Annotated in this window: 10 protein-coding genes; 7 read left to right on the top strand and 3 right to left on the bottom strand. The window is 59.5% G+C overall.

The features are described from left to right. Positions 1-15 precede the first annotated feature (15 nt). Together K7R21_RS05660 and K7R21_RS05655 are read left to right on the top strand one after the other, a co-directional pair. Positions 16-1,794, top strand: coding sequence for an acyl-CoA dehydrogenase family protein (locus tag K7R21_RS05660; RefSeq protein WP_224982304.1), 1,779 nt, complete (start codon positions 16-18; stop codon positions 1,792-1,794). A 236-nt stretch (positions 1,795-2,030) separates the two neighbouring features. Then, a complete protein-coding gene (locus tag K7R21_RS05655; RefSeq protein ID WP_224982303.1) occupies positions 2,031-2,900 on the top strand; it encodes a sensor histidine kinase in 870 nt (289 codons plus the stop codon). A 13-nt stretch (positions 2,901-2,913) separates the two neighbouring features. Here the strand turns inward: K7R21_RS05655 and K7R21_RS05650 are convergent, their stop codons facing one another. Then, positions 2,914-3,618, bottom strand: a complete 705-nt coding sequence (locus K7R21_RS05650) for a GntR family transcriptional regulator (RefSeq protein WP_224982302.1) — start codon at positions 3,616-3,618, stop codon at positions 2,914-2,916. Between the two features lie 353 nt (positions 3,619-3,971). Then, complete coding sequence (locus K7R21_RS05645) at positions 3,972-6,359, bottom strand: PAS domain-containing sensor histidine kinase (protein WP_224982301.1); 2,388 nt, start codon at positions 6,357-6,359, stop codon at positions 3,972-3,974. A 463-nt stretch (positions 6,360-6,822) separates the two neighbouring features. On the opposite strand from K7R21_RS05645, the gene mutM reads away from it, so the two are divergent. The 3 genes from mutM (at position 6,823) to K7R21_RS05630 (ending at position 9,640) form a co-directional block, all read left to right on the top strand. Beyond that, positions 6,823-7,644: a bifunctional DNA-formamidopyrimidine glycosylase/DNA-(apurinic or apyrimidinic site) lyase gene (mutM, locus tag K7R21_RS05640; RefSeq protein WP_224982300.1), complete on the top strand. Its 822-nt coding sequence runs from the start codon at positions 6,823-6,825 to the stop codon at positions 7,642-7,644. 107 nt (positions 7,645-7,751) lie between these two features. After that, on the top strand, positions 7,752-8,816 hold the full coding sequence (locus K7R21_RS05635) for an NADH:flavin oxidoreductase/NADH oxidase (RefSeq protein WP_224982299.1): 1,065 nt from the start codon (positions 7,752-7,754) through the stop codon (positions 8,814-8,816). A 149-nt stretch (positions 8,817-8,965) separates the two neighbouring features. After that, positions 8,966-9,640: a Bax inhibitor-1/YccA family protein gene (locus tag K7R21_RS05630; protein WP_224982298.1), complete on the top strand. Its 675-nt coding sequence runs from the start codon at positions 8,966-8,968 to the stop codon at positions 9,638-9,640. Positions 9,641-9,701: 61 nt separating this feature from the next. Here the strand turns inward: K7R21_RS05630 and K7R21_RS05625 are convergent, their stop codons facing one another. Then, a complete protein-coding gene (locus tag K7R21_RS05625; protein WP_224982297.1) occupies positions 9,702-10,526 on the bottom strand; it encodes a CvfB family protein in 825 nt (274 codons plus the stop codon). A 265-nt stretch (positions 10,527-10,791) separates the two neighbouring features. Between K7R21_RS05625 and K7R21_RS05620 the strand changes: the two genes are divergently transcribed. Further along, complete coding sequence (locus K7R21_RS05620; RefSeq protein ID WP_224982296.1) at positions 10,792-14,580, top strand: PAS domain S-box protein; 3,789 nt, start codon at positions 10,792-10,794, stop codon at positions 14,578-14,580. A 95-nt stretch (positions 14,581-14,675) separates the two neighbouring features. Beyond that, positions 14,676-15,395 (top strand): creatininase family protein, encoded by a 720-nt coding sequence (locus K7R21_RS05615; protein ID WP_224982295.1) that lies wholly within the window; start codon positions 14,676-14,678, stop codon positions 15,393-15,395. The last annotated feature ends 142 nt before the right edge of the window (positions 15,396-15,537 follow it).

The raw sequence follows: 15,537 nt of genomic DNA, 5'->3' as shown, positions 1-15,537 counted from the left end.
CTAGCGAGGTGTGTCATGGCAGCAAGGATATTCAAAGGAGCGGAGTTCCTGATCACGGAGACCGGCAAGGACGAGGTGTTCGTCCCCGAGGATTTCAGTGACGAGCAGCGCCAAATAGGCGCGACCACCGAACAGTTCGTGGCCAACGAGGTCATCCCGGCGCGCGAAGAGATCGAGCACCAGAACTTCGACAAGGTGGTTCAGTTGCTGCGACGCTGCGGCGAACTGGGCCTGTTGATGATCGACGTCCCCGAGGAATACGGCGGGCTGGAACTGGACAAGGCGACCAGCATGCTAGCGGCAGAAAAGATCTCGGGCTCGGGCTCGTTCTCGGTCGCCTATGCCGCCCACAGCGGCATCGGCACCTTGCCCCTGGTTTACTACGGCACGGAGGAGCAGAAAGCGCGCTACCTGGAAAAGCTGACCAGCGGCGAGTGGGTCGCGGCCTACTGCCTCACCGAGCCAGACTCCGGGAGCGACGCCCTGGGCGCCAAGGCAAGCGCTACGCTCTCAGCCGACGGCAGCCACTACATCCTCAACGGCACCAAGCAGTTCACTACCAACGGCTCCATCGCCAACCTCTACACCGTCTTCGCCAAGGTGGACCGCGAGAATTTCACTGCCTTCCTGGTGGAGCGGACCATGGAAGGGGTGAGCGTCGGGCCGGAGGAAAAGAAGCTGGGCATCAAGGGCTCCTCGACCACCCAGGTCATCCTCGACAACGTCAAGGTGCCGGTGGAGAACGTGCTGGGCGAGATCGGCAAGGGGCACAAGATCGCCTTCAATGTGCTCAATATCGGCCGCTTCAAGCTGGGGGCCGCAGTCACCGGATCCGCCAAGTTCGCCCTGGCCGACGGTGTGAAATACGCGGTGCTGAGAAAGCAGTTCGGCCGCACCATCGCCTCCTTCGGCGCCATCCAGGAAAAGCTGGCCGACATGGCCGCCGAAATCTTCGCCTCGGAGTCACTGGTATACCGCCTGGCCGGGCTCATCGACGACCGGCTCGCCACCATTCCCAAGGAGACTCCGAACTACTACGACGCCTACCAAAAGGGGATCGAGGAATACGCCATGGAGTGCGCCATCGCCAAGGTGTTCTGCTCCGAGATGCTCGCTTTCGTGGCGGACCAGGTGGTCCAGATCCACGGCGGCTACGGCTTCATCCAGGAGTACCCCGCCGAGCGCTACTACCGCGACGAGCGCATCAACCGCATCTTCGAAGGTACCAACGAAATCAACCGGCTACTCATACCGGGCACCCTGCTTACCCGTGCCCTGAAAGGGGAGATCCCGCTGCAGCGCGAAGCGATGAAGGCACTTGACGCCCTCACCACGCCATCCTTCGAGGAGCCCGACGACAGCGTCCCCTTCGCTGCGGAGAAGGCCCTTCTTGCGGGACTCAAGCAACTGTTCCTGGTGGTGGCGGGGTCGGCTGCACAGAAGTATCAAGCGGCCATCAAGGACGAGCAGGAAATTCTCATGGCGTTAGCCGACGTTGTCATCAATATTTTCGCCATGGAAAGCGTGATGCTGCGCGCCGACAAGATCCTGCCGCGCCTGAGCGAGGCCAAGGGACGCGCCGTTACCGCAGCCGTACGCAGCTTTTGCTTCGGCGCCAACGAGAAGACCGCCACCGCCGCCCGCAAGGCAGCTTTCTACTGCGAGGAGGGTGACCCCCTGACCGTTCTCCTGGGGGCAGTCCGGCGATTCACCCGCTACCAGCCAACGGGATTACTCCAGGACAAACGGATCCTGGCCCAGGCGGTGATAGAGGCCGAGAAATACCCCTTCTGACACGCAAAACCTTGGACATTGGTCCGGGCCGGTTCTCGGTATAACGTCAGCAGAACCGGCCCGTTCTTTTCCACGGCGAAGGTCGGATGTCAGTAATGACATGAAAAGCATGTCAAAAGCCGACGCTCAGAGCAAAAATCTTACTTTTATGATTGGTGCAATGCTGTATGTTGTGGCAAAATTTGACTTTAAGAGAGTTTTAAGCGGGGCAGTGTCAGTAGCAGCAGGAGGAGCACATGGACAGCAAGGGCAAGTGCAAGGCGGGCACCCCAAAAAGCACCGGCAACTCGGCAGAGGTCTCAGCACAGCCGCAGCAGCCTGGTCATGAGCCGAAAGGCCCGGCTGGCGAGTGTGAAAGCAGCCTGGCCCAGGCCCAGCGGGAACTGTTCCGCCTCAACCAGGAGTTAGCCCGACAAAAAGCGACGGCGGAGAACCTGGGCAAGGAACTGGAAACCTTCAGCTACGCTGTCTCACACGATCTGCGCGCCCCGCTGCGGCACCTGATCGGCTTCAGCAACGCCCTGCTCGAGGACTACGGTACAGCGCTGGAACCGACCGCGCACAGCTACCTGGACTGTATCGTTCGGGCTGGTCGCAAGATGGAAGGACTGGTGGACGCGCTGCTGGCGCTGTCGCGCATCGGCCGCCAGGACATGACACCACTGAACCTCGACCTGAGCCAGATGGCCAACAGTTACGCCGCGTGCATCAGGGAAGGGGACCCGGGTAGAAAGGTCACCTTCAAGATCCCGGAGCGGCTAACCGCTCATGGAGACGCTGTGCTGCTGCGCACCGCCCTCGAACATCTTTTGGAAAACGCCTGGAAATTTACGGCGAAGAAGGATTCCGCGACCATCGAAGTCGGCAGCAGGAAAGACGGGGATGAGGTGGTCTATTTCGTGCGGGACGACGGCGCCGGCTTCGACATGCGCTTTGCCGACCGGCTTTTCGGGCCGTTCCAGCGCATGCATCGCGACGAGGAGTTTCCGGGGCTGGGCATCGGACTCGCCATCGTGCAGCGCATCATCAACCGGCATGGCGGCAGGATTTGGGCAGAGGCGGAGGTGAACGGGGGGGCGACCTTCTACTTCACACTGGGAAGCTGACTCACGCCCCCGACTAGGCCGGGGCAGGGCAGTCCGGGGCCAGGGAGCCGAAGTAGAGCTTAAAATCGTTCAGCCTCATCAGCATCGCCGCCCTGGTGATGTTTTCCGCCAGCAGGGCGTTGCCGGCGTTGGCGGCAGCCAGCATCTCGCGGTAGTAGCCACGCAGCTGCAGCCGGTGTTTGTCCCTGGAGAAGAGCGAGGACCTGAGTTTCGAATAGACGCCGGCAAAACTGTTCAGCATCAGGGGGTAGATGCGGTTCCCCGACATCACCGCCATGGCCAGGTGCAGTTCCCAGTCGAAGCTGACCAAGGCCGATGAGCAGTTGCGCAGCTTCTCCGCCTTGCGTAGCACCGCTGCCACCCCGGCCGCGTCGTTCTCGACGGCCCGGCGCGCGTAATCCGGAGCGAATTGGACCCGCAACTCCAGCAGGTGGGTCGCCAACTCGTAAGGAAAAGGATCACTGTTCCTGGTGATGGAAGAGAGGATCTCCAGGTCGCCTTGGGACCAGAAATCCTTGACGACGGTGACGTGCCGCTGCTGCACCGAAATCCATCCCGCATCCTGCAACTTCTGCAGCGCCTCGCGCACCGTGGTCCTGCTCACGGAGAAGCGATCCGCCAGGTCCCGCTCGCTGAGCAGCGGACTCCCCGGTTTGAACTCCCCCTTCAACATCCCGTCCACCAAAGCCTTCTCCACCATCTGGCAGGTTTTCCTCATCGGTGCCTCACTTTATATAGACGGCAGGCAGACTAGCATACCTTTGCCAACTGCGTTACCTCGTTACGGGCAGAACGCAGCCGTATACACATATAAAACATAGTTTTGATATTTTGACAATTATTTTTTTATGATAACCGCCCCTAGAGTTGACACTATCACACATAATAACAGCTACATTGGGGCAACACTCTCAGCCTTGGCGGTCAAGACATCTCTTCAAGACACGTTCTCTACTGACCACACCTGCACCGAGCATACACGCTGTTTTATGTTCAATAAAAAAAGAAGACACAAGGCAGGCGGGGCGTTAGCCGCCCCGCAAGGGAAGAGTGGCGCGTGGGCTCGATACGCTAGCAGGCAGTCACTTCGGATTTGCGTGGGTGGGAGAGGGTGAAGTAGAAGGTAGCGCCCTCGTTTTCTTTTCCTTCGGCCCAGATGCTGCCGCCGTGGCGCTCGATGATGCGGCGTACCGTGGCGAGGCCTATGCCGGTCCCCTCGAATTCGGAACCGTGAAGGCGCTGGAAGGGCTGGAACAGCTTCTCTACGTAGGCCATGTCAAACCCAACGCCGTTGTCCCTGACGAAGAAGGCATGCCTTCCTGATACGAGCGTTTGCCCAAACTCGATGCGCGGGTCTGGGGCGCGTGAAGAGTACTTGACGGAGTTACCCAGGAGATTTTGCAATACCAGCCGCACAAGGGCGCTGTCACCGTAGGCACTGATGCCGGGTTGCACCACGAATTCCGGCGGATTATCGGATTCATCGCTCAGCATGTCCACCACGTCGGCGGCCAACTGGCTGATGTTGAACGTGCTCCGCTTCATGATGGCGCGGCCGACCCGGGTCAGCGCAAGCAGGTCGTCGATCTGCTTCCCCATCCTGTTGCTGGCGGTACAGATGCGTTCCAGGTAATAGCGGGCGTCCTCCGGAAGGGTTTCGCCGTATTCCTCCACCAGGATCGAACTGTAGCTGTTGATGTGCCTGAGCGGCGCGCGCAGGTCGTGAGAGACCGAATAGCTGAAGGACTCTATTTCCTTCTTCGCTGCCACCAACTGAGAGGTCCTCTCAATGACCCGCCGGTCCAGTTCGTCGTTGAGGTTACGGATCGCCTCCTCCGCTGCCTTTCGCTCGGTGATGTCCTTGATGGTACCGATCATGCGAGCCTGTTTGCAGGCCGCGTCCCAGGTCAGTTCGCAGCACTCAGTCACCCAGCGCTCCACGCCGTCGTTGTGTCTCCGGATCTTGTACTCGTGCTCGAAGGGGCGGTTGGTGCCGATGGCGGCACGGTAGCTGTCGATGAACTGATCCCGGAATTCCTCGTGCACGATATCGAAGTGCCCCTGCATGGTCTTTGGGTAGCCGGCGCCGATGCCCAGGATTTCTTCCAGCTTGCTGGAACAGGCCCAGTGGTCCTGGGCGATATCGAGCACGTAGCTCCCCAGTTGCGCAATGCGTTGCGTTTCCCGCAGTAGGCGGTCGTTGTCCGCCAGCACCTGCTCGCGTGTCTTCTGCTCCGTCACGTCTTCCAGGGTCACCACGGTGCCGCTGACCGTGCTGGCAGGATCGAGGAAGGGGGCGGTACTGATGGAAAGCACCGCGCTGGCGCCGTCAGGCCGGGTGAAGACGAAGCAGGATTGCAGCAGGCAACGTCCCTGTTCCAGGATCTTGCCCAGCGAGAGTTCCGCGCCTGTGGCGGTGTCCTCCTCCACGGAGAAAATGGTGTCGATGACTGCAGGCTCCCTGTGCGCCATTTGCTGCTTGGTCAGGCCCAGGATCCGTTCCGCCTTCGGGTTGACGAAGGTGATGTTGCCGTCGGACTCTATGAACATGATGCCAACCGGGCTCGTTGAAGTGATGAGGTTCAGTAGGCCGTGCTCCATCTGCAGCAGGTGCTCCATGAGCTTCGCCTGGTTTATGTCCAGCAGCGTTCCGGCGAGGCGGTTGGCCCGGCCGCTGGCATCCCTTTCGGCAGCCTTGCCGGTACAGCGGAACCAGCGCCATTTGCCCTCGTTGGTCTTGAGGCGGAACTCGACTTCGAACTTCTCGATAGTACCGCTGATGCAGTTCTCCAGGACCCGACGCGCGTTGTCGAGGTACTGCGGGTGGATGATGTTGCTCCAATCCTGGAGGCGCACCTGCGCCTGACCGCCGCTGTAGCCCAGCATCTGGTAGCAAAAGGGACTGAAATAGCAGTAGTTGCCGGTTACGTTAAAATCCCAGATGCCCAGTTCCGCAGCCTCCAGGGCGGCCCGTTGGCGATCGTCACTCAGGGCTAGTTCCAGGTGGGAGTGGTGCTGTGACGTGATATCGATGGTGCAGACCTGGTACCCGGACAGCGCACTGTCATTGCCAACCAGCGGGGCAACGACGGTCTGGATGTGGCTGCCGGCGCCATCGGCAAAACGATACTGGAACTGCTGATGCCACTGTTGTCCTGCCTCCATGGCAGCCTGGAACGATGCCACCAGGACCTTTCGATCCTGCGGATTGAGGTAGCCTGTACGGTGCGTAACGGGTTCATGGGGGGCCGTGAAGCAGAGCAACTCGGTAGCGGTGGGGTGGCCGTAGCGGTCAGTCTGGTATACCCCCAGGGGGACCGATTTGAACATATTGCGCAGAACCTGTTCATAGTCAGGCGTAGACAGGGCGGGTTGACATAGTGCCAGTGCGTCGCCTTCAATGCAGGTACGGGATGCCCCGCTGTTGTCATGGGCAACCTGGTTCACCATTCCTTTCATGCGCTCCCCCTTGGGCAACATTGTAACCAAGCTCATACCAAACCTTGTGCTTCTCGTGCTCTGTCTTAGAACAATCCGGACAGTCATAGTAAAAGTTTTTTCTAATATAATCACAATACACAAAAGTAGCAACCACAAATTATAAAAAAATAATCTCTCAATTCTATGGCATTGCCCTTACGGCCTGTCAATGGACGACCTAGGAGTTGACTGCCACGGCAGATTTGCAGTAGATATGAGAGGTACGTCAGACAAAGGGGGATCATATGGAATCTACTGCAACCTGCCAATGCGGGGCAAAACACACCGGACACATCTGCATGCTCAAAAGCGCCGGCCGCCTTGAAGATATCGCTCACATTACCGACCAACCAAAGGTAGTCTGTTTTACCTGCGGGGCGGAGGCCAACTCCGAAGACAACGTCTGCAGCCCCATGCCACTGGACCAGTAACCGGAGCGATCATGCCTGAGTTGCCCGAAGTAGAAGTTACCCGCCTGGGGATAAAGGACCACCTGACCGGCGCCCGCATCGCGTCGGTGCAGATGCACATCCCCAAGCTGCGCAACATGGTACCCGAGGGGCTCCCCGAACTCCTCGTTGGGCAGACTATTCGTTCGGTCGAGCGCCGAGGCAAGTACCTGATCCTCGCCTGCGGTGCGGGGTCGCTGCTGCTGCACCTTGGCATGACCGGGCACCTGCGCCTGGTTCCAGCCTCGGTCGCGCCGGGCCCGCATGACCATTTCGACCTGCGGCTTGACTCAGGACTCGTGCTCCGGCTCAACGACCCGCGCCGGTTCGGTTCCATACACTTCACCGGATCTGACCCGCTGCAACACCAGTTGCTCAAGAAGATCGGGCCGGAACCTCTCACCGACGCCTTTGAGCCGGATTACCTGTACCGGCTGAGCCGCGGCAGGCGGGTGGCACTGCAGCGGTTCCTGATGGACAGCGCAGTCGTGGCGGGGATCGGCAACATCTATGCCGCGGAAAGTCTCTTTCGCTGCCGGCTGCACCCGGACATCCCGGCGGGTGACGTGACCGCGGCCGACTGTTCCGCGTTGGTCACTGCCATCAAGGAGACCCTTGCTTCGTCCATCGCCACCGGGCGCGCAACGATGGATTTTCACAAGGCGGAAGAAAAGCTTGCCTACTTCCCGCAGCAACTCTTCGTCTATGGCAGGGAAGGGCTTCCCTGCCGCGAGTGCGGTACTTCGATCCGCAGGGGAAGACTTGGCAACCGCTCCACCTTCTACTGTCCGCAGTGCCAGCCGGAGCAGCTGTAACATAACCGAAGGATGCTCCAGTTTCATTGCAGTTATGACAATGCCTGCTAAACTGCCGCAGACACACAGACCTGCCACATCACACCAGCTTCAGGAGGTTCTCCAGCATGAGCATCCTTTTCACCCCGCTTACCCTGCGCGAGTTGGTCTTCAAGAATCGCATCTTCGTTTCACCCATGTGCATGTATTCCAGTAAAGAGGGACTCCCCACCGACTGGCACATGGTGCACCTGGGAAGCCGCGCCGTAGGCGGGGCCGGGCTGGTCATGGTCGAGGCGACCGCAGTCACCCCCCAGGGACGGATTTCTCCCGACGACAGCGGTATCTGGAGCGCCGAGCATGCCGCCGCCTTCGCCCCCATAACACGTTTTATCAAGGAGCAGGGCTCGGTTCCGGGCATCCAACTCGCCCACGCCGGGCGCAAGGCGTCGACGGATCTGCCCTGGAAAGGGGGGCGTCCGGTGGACGCGAAGCACCGCGGCTGGCAGACCATCGCTCCGAGCCCGGTTCCCTTTTCCAAGCAGGAGCCGGTGATCCCCCGTGAGGCAACCCTGGAGGACCTTGAAACGCTGCTCGGCCAGTTCACGGCCGCCGCACGACGCAGCATCGAAGCCGGCTTCGAGGTGGCCGAGATCCACATGGCGCACGGCTACCTGCTGCACCAGTTCCTGTCGCCGCTCTCCAACCAGCGCAGCGATGAATTCGGCGGCTCACTGGAGAACCGCTGCCGCTTCCCGCTGCGCGTTGCCAAGGCGGTGCGCGAGATCTGGCCGGGGCACCTGCCGCTCTTTGTCAGGGTGTCGGCCACCGACTGGATGGAAGGGGGGTGGGACCTGGAGCAGACGCTGTACCTGGTCCGCTCGCTCAAGGAGATCGGTGTCGACCTGATCGACTGCTCCACCGGCGGGATGGTACCCGAGGCCATGCCGCCCTTCGGCCCTGGCTTCCAGACACCCTTCGCAACGGCCATCAGGCACGAAGTCGGCATCCCGACTGGCGCGGTGGGTGTCATCACGGACCCGGTCCAGGCCGAACAGATCGTTGCCACCGGCCTGGCTGACGCCGTATTCCTGGCGCGGGCCATGTTGCGCGACCCGTACTGGCCGATCCACGCCGCCAAGGCGCTGGGCGTGGACCTGCCCTGGCCGGTGCAGTACGAGAGGGCGAAGTAAATAGAGCGGCCCCTTGCATAATCACGTCAGAATGCTTATTTTCCTGACTGACCACACTGCTTCATGCTATAAAGAAGGAGCGTAACACACTGAAAACTGCGACGAGAACTGTATTCTCGGGCCGCAGCGGCAACCTAAGGGAGCTTTTAATGGAAAGATATCAGACTCAGTACCGCACCATTTCTGTTACTAACAGCGGCGTTATGAGAGGAGTGTACGGCTGGATGAGCGGCGGATTGCTCCTCACCGCACTCGTCTCTGTAATAACCGCGTCCTCACCGGTTCTTTTGCAGGCGATCCTAGGCAACCGCATCCTCTTCTACGCGCTTTTGTTCGGCGAACTGGGACTGGTAGTGGCCATAAGCGGGGCCATCAACAGGATCAGCGCCGCCACGGCAAGCATGCTCTTCCTGCTCTACGCCGCGCTGAACGGCCTGACCATGTCTACCATCTTCGTGGCCTATACCCAGTCCTCCATCGCCTCGACCTTCCTGGTCAGCGCGGGGATGTTCGGCGCCATGAGCCTCTACGGCTACCTGACCAGGAGCGATCTCTCCTCGTGGGGAAGCTTCCTGTTCATGGGCCTGGTGGGGGTGGTGATCGCCTCTCTGGTAAACATCTTCCTGCACAGCTCGATGCTCAACTGGGTGCTCAGTCTGTGCGGCATCATCGTCTTCACCGGTCTGACCGCCTACGATACCCAGCGGATCAAGCAGATGGGCAACACCGGCGGCAAGGGGGCCATCCTCGGGGCCCTGACCCTTTACCTCGACTTCATCAACATGTTCCTACTGATGCTCAGGTTCCTGGGCGACCGCAGATAAAAAAAAGCCCCCCGGCGCGGATCACGCCGGGGGGCTTCATGTATAGACAGGGGAGGGGAGGCTAGCGCAGCCTGATCCCCTCCTTGGTGATCTCGATTACTCCTTCCCGGTACAAGTTACCGATCACCGCCTTGAAGTTCTTCTTGCTCATCCTGAACATCTCCGCGATCAATTCCGGCGGCGACTTATCCCCTACCGGAAGGAAGCCGCCCCGCTCGCCAAGCACTCGCAACAGAGTCTCTCTGCCGCCGGTGAGGTCCTGCTTCCCCCCTTTTCTGAGGGTCACATCGATCTTGCCGTCGTCCCTGATCTTCTTGACGTACCCCTTGGTGGTATCGCCGGTACCGTAGCTTCCGAACAGCTCGGTCTTGAACAGCAGCCCGTCATAGCGGCCGTCAATGATGACCTTGGCACCGAGGTTACCGAACTCGTAGAAGGTAAGTGTCACTTCCTGCCCCTCTTTGAGCCCCGCCGGCGACTTTTCCAGGAACTTGCCGATCTTGGCCGACGCCGCGATCCGCTCCGAGCGGTCCAGGTACACCCGAACCAGGTGCCGTTCCCCTTTGTGCATGGGGCGCGGTTGCTCGCTGAACGGCACCAGCAGGTCCTTTTCCAGTCCCCAGTCCAAAAAGGCCCCCACCGGACTTACGTCCTTCACCTCCATGAGCGCAAAATCGCCAACCTGTGCCTTGGGTTCCAGCGTGGTGGCGATGAGCCGGTCCTCGGAGTCAAGGTAGACGAACACCTTCAAGTGCTCGCCGTGATGCAGTCCCTCCGGAACGTACTTGGTGGGCAAAAGGATCTCCCCCAGTTCCGATGCGAGGTAGGCCCCAATGGCGCTGAGCTTCTTCACTTCCAGACGATTGTACTTGCCGATTGCTAACATCTTCTTTGTACTCCTCCACGCGGCTCTAATGTTTTGCAGCCACAAACCGAAATACTATATCAAATCGCTTTGGGAACCTATCAATCTTTTCAGCACGCAGGTGGAGGATACCGCGCTTCAGCCTGTAACCGTGAAAAATCCAGTTAATAAACAGCAACTTGTCGCGGTCATACAAAAACTTTTTAAGCTGGACAGCCCCGATGTTTTCATACTAAGGTAACAACTTCCGTAACGCCGTGCGTGCTGCCATGCCAGCGGAGGCTGATTGCGCCCTTTTACCCTCAAATCGAAGATGACGGTGACAATATCCCTGCTGATTGCGGGGTTGCTGTCCATTCTTGCGCTTACCACCCACCTTTACGTTACCGACCAGATCAAGGGACTGCTTTACACGCAGCAATTCGACATGGTCACCGCCCTTGCCGACCAGATCGACGACAAGTTCCGCTTGTCGCAAACCGAACTGGTGGCTACCGCCCGTACCCTGAAGACCGCCGCGCTGCACGACCCGCGCGCCATGCAGGGCTTTTTCCACCAGCGTCCGGGCAACCTGACCATGTTCGACAACGGCTTGTTTCTCTTTTCCGCCCAGGGGACGCTCATCTCCGGTAACCCGCTCGACAGCGGCATAATCGGCAAGAATTTTCTGTACCGCGACTACCTGAAAAAGACCCTCGACACCCGGCAGCCCCAGATTTCTGCCCCGTTCCTCTCAGCACAGACCCACGGACACCCCATCATCATGCTGACCGCGCCGGTGCTTGACGATCGGGGAGAGGTGGCAGCCGTCCTGACCGGGAGCATGGACCTTACCAGGGACAACTTCGTGACCCGAGTCGGCAAGATCACCCTAGGGAACAAGGGCTACCTCTACCTGTACAACACGGACCGGGTCATGATCGCCCACCCCGATAACCGCCGGGTCTTCAAACAGGACGTCCCTATCGGCAAGAACCGCCTCTACGACAAGGCCATCGGCGGGTACGAGGGGACCGGCGAGACCACCAACTCCCGTGGCCTCAAGGTCATCAGTTCCTTCAAGCGTCTCAAGACCACCAACTGGATCCTCGCCAGCAACTTCCCGCAGCAAGAAGCCTACGCGCCCATCTACCGGGCCCGCAGCTATATCCTGATCGCCTTGTTCGTAGTGTTTCTCATATCCATGCTGGTAGTCTCGCTGTGCATGAAGTTTCTCACCGCGCCGCTTACCACCTTCACCGAACAGATCAGGGTGCTGACCCAGAACAAGGAAGGCGACGTCGCACCGATAAACATCCCGGCTGGCGATGAGATTGGCGTCCTTGGGGACGCCTTCAACCAACTGGTACAGGAACTTCAACAGCAGAAACACGAGCTGAAACGGCAGCTTGATTTTTCGCAAAAGCTGATCGAGGTCACCCCGATCCCTGTGTTCTACAAGGGCGCCGACGGCAGGTATCTGGGCTGCAACCAGGCCTTCCTCAACTTTACCGGCCTAACCAGGGACCGGATCATCGGCAAGACCGTGTTCGAGTTGACCCCCGCTCCGATCGCCGAGGTGCACCACCGATCGGACCAAGAGGTGATCGCCGGCGCCGGGGTTCAGGTCTACGAAAGCAAGGCCGTGCACACTGACCACAGCGAGCGCGACGTCATCTTCTTCAAAACCAGCTTCACGGCCACCAACGGCAACTGCGGCGGTGTACTAGGGGTCATGCTCGACATCACCGAGCGCAAACAGGCCGAGGCGGCCCTCCAATCGCAAAAGGAATTCGCCGAGAGCCTGGTCCTGAACATGACACAGCCGACTTTCGTGCTGGACAGCGAACACCGCGTCCTCATGTGGAATCACGCGCTGGAGAACCTCACGGGAATCAGGGCAAGCGAAGTGCTCGGAGCCGCCCACGTCGGCAAAGTCTTTTACGGCAACGACCGACCCGTTCTCGCGGACCTGGTGCTGGACGAAGAATTCCAAGAAGGCACCCGGTTTTACAGCGACTGCCGCAGGTCCCCGCTGATCGAGGGGGGGCTGCAGGCGGAAGGCTGGTACCAGGATCCACACGGAAACGGGCATTACGTCACCATCAACGCGGCGCAGATCCGTGACCGGCAGGGGAGGGTGGTTGGTGCGATCCAGAACCTGGAGGACATCACCGAGCGCAAACAGGCCGAAGTCGCCCATGAACAGACCCGGCGCCAGATGCAGCTCATCCTGGACGCGGCTGGGGAAGGAATCAACGGCGTCGACACCCAGGGACGCATCACCTTCGTCAACCCGGCTGCGGCGCACATGGTGGGATGGACCCAGGAAGAACTACTCGGACAGCACCAGCATTCGCTGATGCACCATAGCCGTGAGGATGGCTCCCCGTTCCCGGAACAGGAATGTCCGATGTCGGCCGCCTGCTACGAAGGTCGCCCCTACCAGGGGAGCGACGAGTTGTTCTGGCGCAAGGATGGTAGCAGCTTCTACGCTGAATATAACTGCAGGCCGATCCGGGAAGGGGGAGAGTTGGTCGGCGCCGTGGTGATCTACAAGGACGTGACCGAGCGCAGGCAGGCAGACGAGCAGTTGCTGAAGCTGTCCCAGGCCGTGATGCAGAGTCCCGTCGCCATCATGATCACCGGCGTCAAAGGCGATATCGAGTTCGTAAACCCTCTCTTTACCGAGGTCACCGGCTACACCTCGGAGGAAGTCATCGGTCAGAACCCGCGCCTCCTGAAAAGCGGCAAGACCTCGCCGGAGCTGTACCAGGGGATGTGGGACACCATCACCTCTGGCCGCGTCTGGAGCGGCGAACTGTACAACCGGCACAAAAACGGCACCACGTTCTGGCAGCACGCCACCATTTCGCCCATCCTGAACAGTTCCGGGGTCATCAGCCACTTTATGGCCTTCATGGAGAGCATCAACGAGCGCAAAAAACTCGAGGAACAACTGAGGCAGGCACAGAAAATGGAGGCAATCGGCCAACTCGCCGGCGGCGTCGCCCATGATTTCAACAACATACTCACCGTAATCCTCGGCTTCGGCCAACTGCTGCAGCACTCCCTGCCCCCAAACGACCCGATGCTCGACCACATGGAGCAGATCCTCGATGCTGCTGACCGGGCCACGCATCTCACCAAGAGCCTGCTGGCCTTCAGCCGCAAGCAGGTCATGGTGATGCAGCAGGTAGAGCTGAACGAACTCACCCGCAGGCATGCCAAATTCCTGGTCAGGATCATCGGCGAAGACGTGACCTTGAAAACCTCCTTCAGCGACGAGAAGCTGCTGGTAATGGCCGACAGCGGGCAGCTGGAGCAGGTACTGATGAACCTGGCCACCAACGCCAGGGATGCCATGCCTACCGGCGGTGAGCTCACCATACGGACCGAACTGACCACGGTGGACAAGGAGTTTCACCGCCAGTACGGGTACGGCATGCCGGGACGCTATGCCCTCATCACCGTTACCGATACCGGGACCGGGATGGATGTCGAAACCCAGCAGAAGATTTTCGAGCCCTTCTTCACCACCAAGTTACCCGGGCGCGGCACCGGCCTGGGCATGTCGATCGTGTACGGCATCATCAAGCAGCACGGAGGTTACATCACGGTCTTCAGCCAGGTTGGCTTCGGCACCACGTTCAGCATCTACTTGCCTCTGATCACAGAAAAGGTCCAGACGAGCGAGAAACCCGCCACCTTCATTCCAGAAGGAGGTAGCGAGAGCATCCTGGTGGTGGAAGACGACGCCGCCGTGGGACGGTTGGTCGAATCGGTTCTGAAGAGGTATGGCTACCAGGTGATCCTTGCGAGCAGTGGCGACGAAGCGCTGCAACTCTTCGAGTCCAGGAGCCAGGAGATCAGCCTGGCACTGCTTGACGTGATCATGCCCAAGATGAACGGCAAGCAGCTCTGCGAGGCATTGCGCCGCCAGTCACCACAGTTGAAAGTCCTTTTCCTGAGCGGATATACGGCTGACGTAATACAGGACAAGGGAATTTTCATGGAGGAGGGCGTCGACATCATCAAGAAACCAGCGCGGCCGATCGAACTGGCCAACAAGGTGCGTGAGATGCTCGATTCCTGACACCTGCGCCCCCTGCCCCAGCTGGTCAGAACAGGGGAGGGGAGTCCCATTTGCAGAAAAAGCGTTTAATTTAAACTACTTAAAGGTGAAATATTATGCTAATTGAAGATATCACTATGGATGAGTTCGCCCGGGGACTGGAGGTCTGTAAAACCGTTTATATTCCGTTTGGTTCCGTCGAGGAGCATGGCAGCCATCTGCCGCTGTCGACCGATACCATCGAAGCCTACGAGGTCGGCAAACGCGCCGCCGAACGGATACCGCTATTCGTGGCGCCACCGGTAAATTACGGCTGCTGCCGCTCGACGGCACGCCATCCTGGCACCGTGTCCATCAGTACGTCAACGCTGAAGGCGTTACTCAAGGACATCGTGCGCTCGCTGCACGCCCAGGGGTTAATCAACTTCGTCGTGCTTACCGGGCACGCTGGTGGATCACACCGCATGGCGCTCCAGGATGCCGGCGAGGAACTGATCCAGGAACTCCACGAGATCAACATGGCCGTGGTCACCGAGTACGAGTTGGCCAAAGAAAGCGGCGCCCATCTCATCGAGACCCGCGGCGACGCCCACGCCGGTGAGATCGAGACGTCACGCATCATGCATTCGCACCCGCAGTTGGTCAAAGGGTTGGCTGCCGCCGAGTACCCGAATTTTCCCGTCGGGATCCTGGTACGCGACAAGCGCAGCTTTTGGCCTGGTGGCGTCTGGGGGGACCCCGGCAAGGCGAGCGCGGAAAAAGGTAAGATCTTGGAATCACTGGTGGCAGACAAGGTGGTCGAGTTGGTCAAGGCCCTCGAGAGCCGTCACTGGTAATTGCCTAAAAAAGCGGCTTCCAAATTTGCCGTTTAAAGGGACTTTTCCATCGGGTGCAGGGGTAGACCTGCACCCGATTTTTGCTATCGGTGCTCCAGGAGCCATTTTAGGCGCTTGGCAGATGAAATCGGTGGCAGCAGAA

Origin of the sequence: Geomonas agri, assembly GCF_020179605.1 — a bacterium.
Taxonomy (GTDB): domain Bacteria; phylum Desulfobacterota; class Desulfuromonadia; order Geobacterales; family Geobacteraceae; genus Geomonas; species Geomonas agri.
Note: the sequence above shows the minus strand (reverse complement) of the source record. Positions and strands in the feature narration are given on the sequence as shown.

What these genes read in the sequence shown, in the direction of transcription:
- K7R21_RS05655 (WP_224982303.1), top strand. Translation starts at nt 2,031, where the DNA reads ATGGACAGCAAGGGCAAGTGCAAGGCGGGCACCCCAAAAAGCACCGGC.
- mutM (WP_224982300.1), top strand. Translation starts at nt 6,823, where the DNA reads ATGCCTGAGTTGCCCGAAGTAGAAGTTACCCGCCTGGGGATAAAGGAC.
- K7R21_RS05615 (WP_224982295.1), top strand. Translation starts at nt 14,676, where the DNA reads ATGCTAATTGAAGATATCACTATGGATGAGTTCGCCCGGGGACTGGAG.
- K7R21_RS05625 (WP_224982297.1), bottom strand. Translation starts at nt 10,526, where the DNA reads ATGTTAGCAATCGGCAAGTACAATCGTCTGGAAGTGAAGAAGCTCAGC.
- K7R21_RS05635 (WP_224982299.1), top strand. Translation starts at nt 7,752, where the DNA reads ATGAGCATCCTTTTCACCCCGCTTACCCTGCGCGAGTTGGTCTTCAAG.
- K7R21_RS05650 (WP_224982302.1), bottom strand. Translation starts at nt 3,618, where the DNA reads ATGAGGAAAACCTGCCAGATGGTGGAGAAGGCTTTGGTGGACGGGATG.
- K7R21_RS05660 (WP_224982304.1), top strand. Translation starts at nt 16, where the DNA reads ATGGCAGCAAGGATATTCAAAGGAGCGGAGTTCCTGATCACGGAGACC.
- K7R21_RS05630 (WP_224982298.1), top strand. Translation starts at nt 8,966, where the DNA reads ATGGAAAGATATCAGACTCAGTACCGCACCATTTCTGTTACTAACAGC.
- K7R21_RS05645 (WP_224982301.1), bottom strand. Translation starts at nt 6,359, where the DNA reads ATGAAAGGAATGGTGAACCAGGTTGCCCATGACAACAGCGGGGCATCC.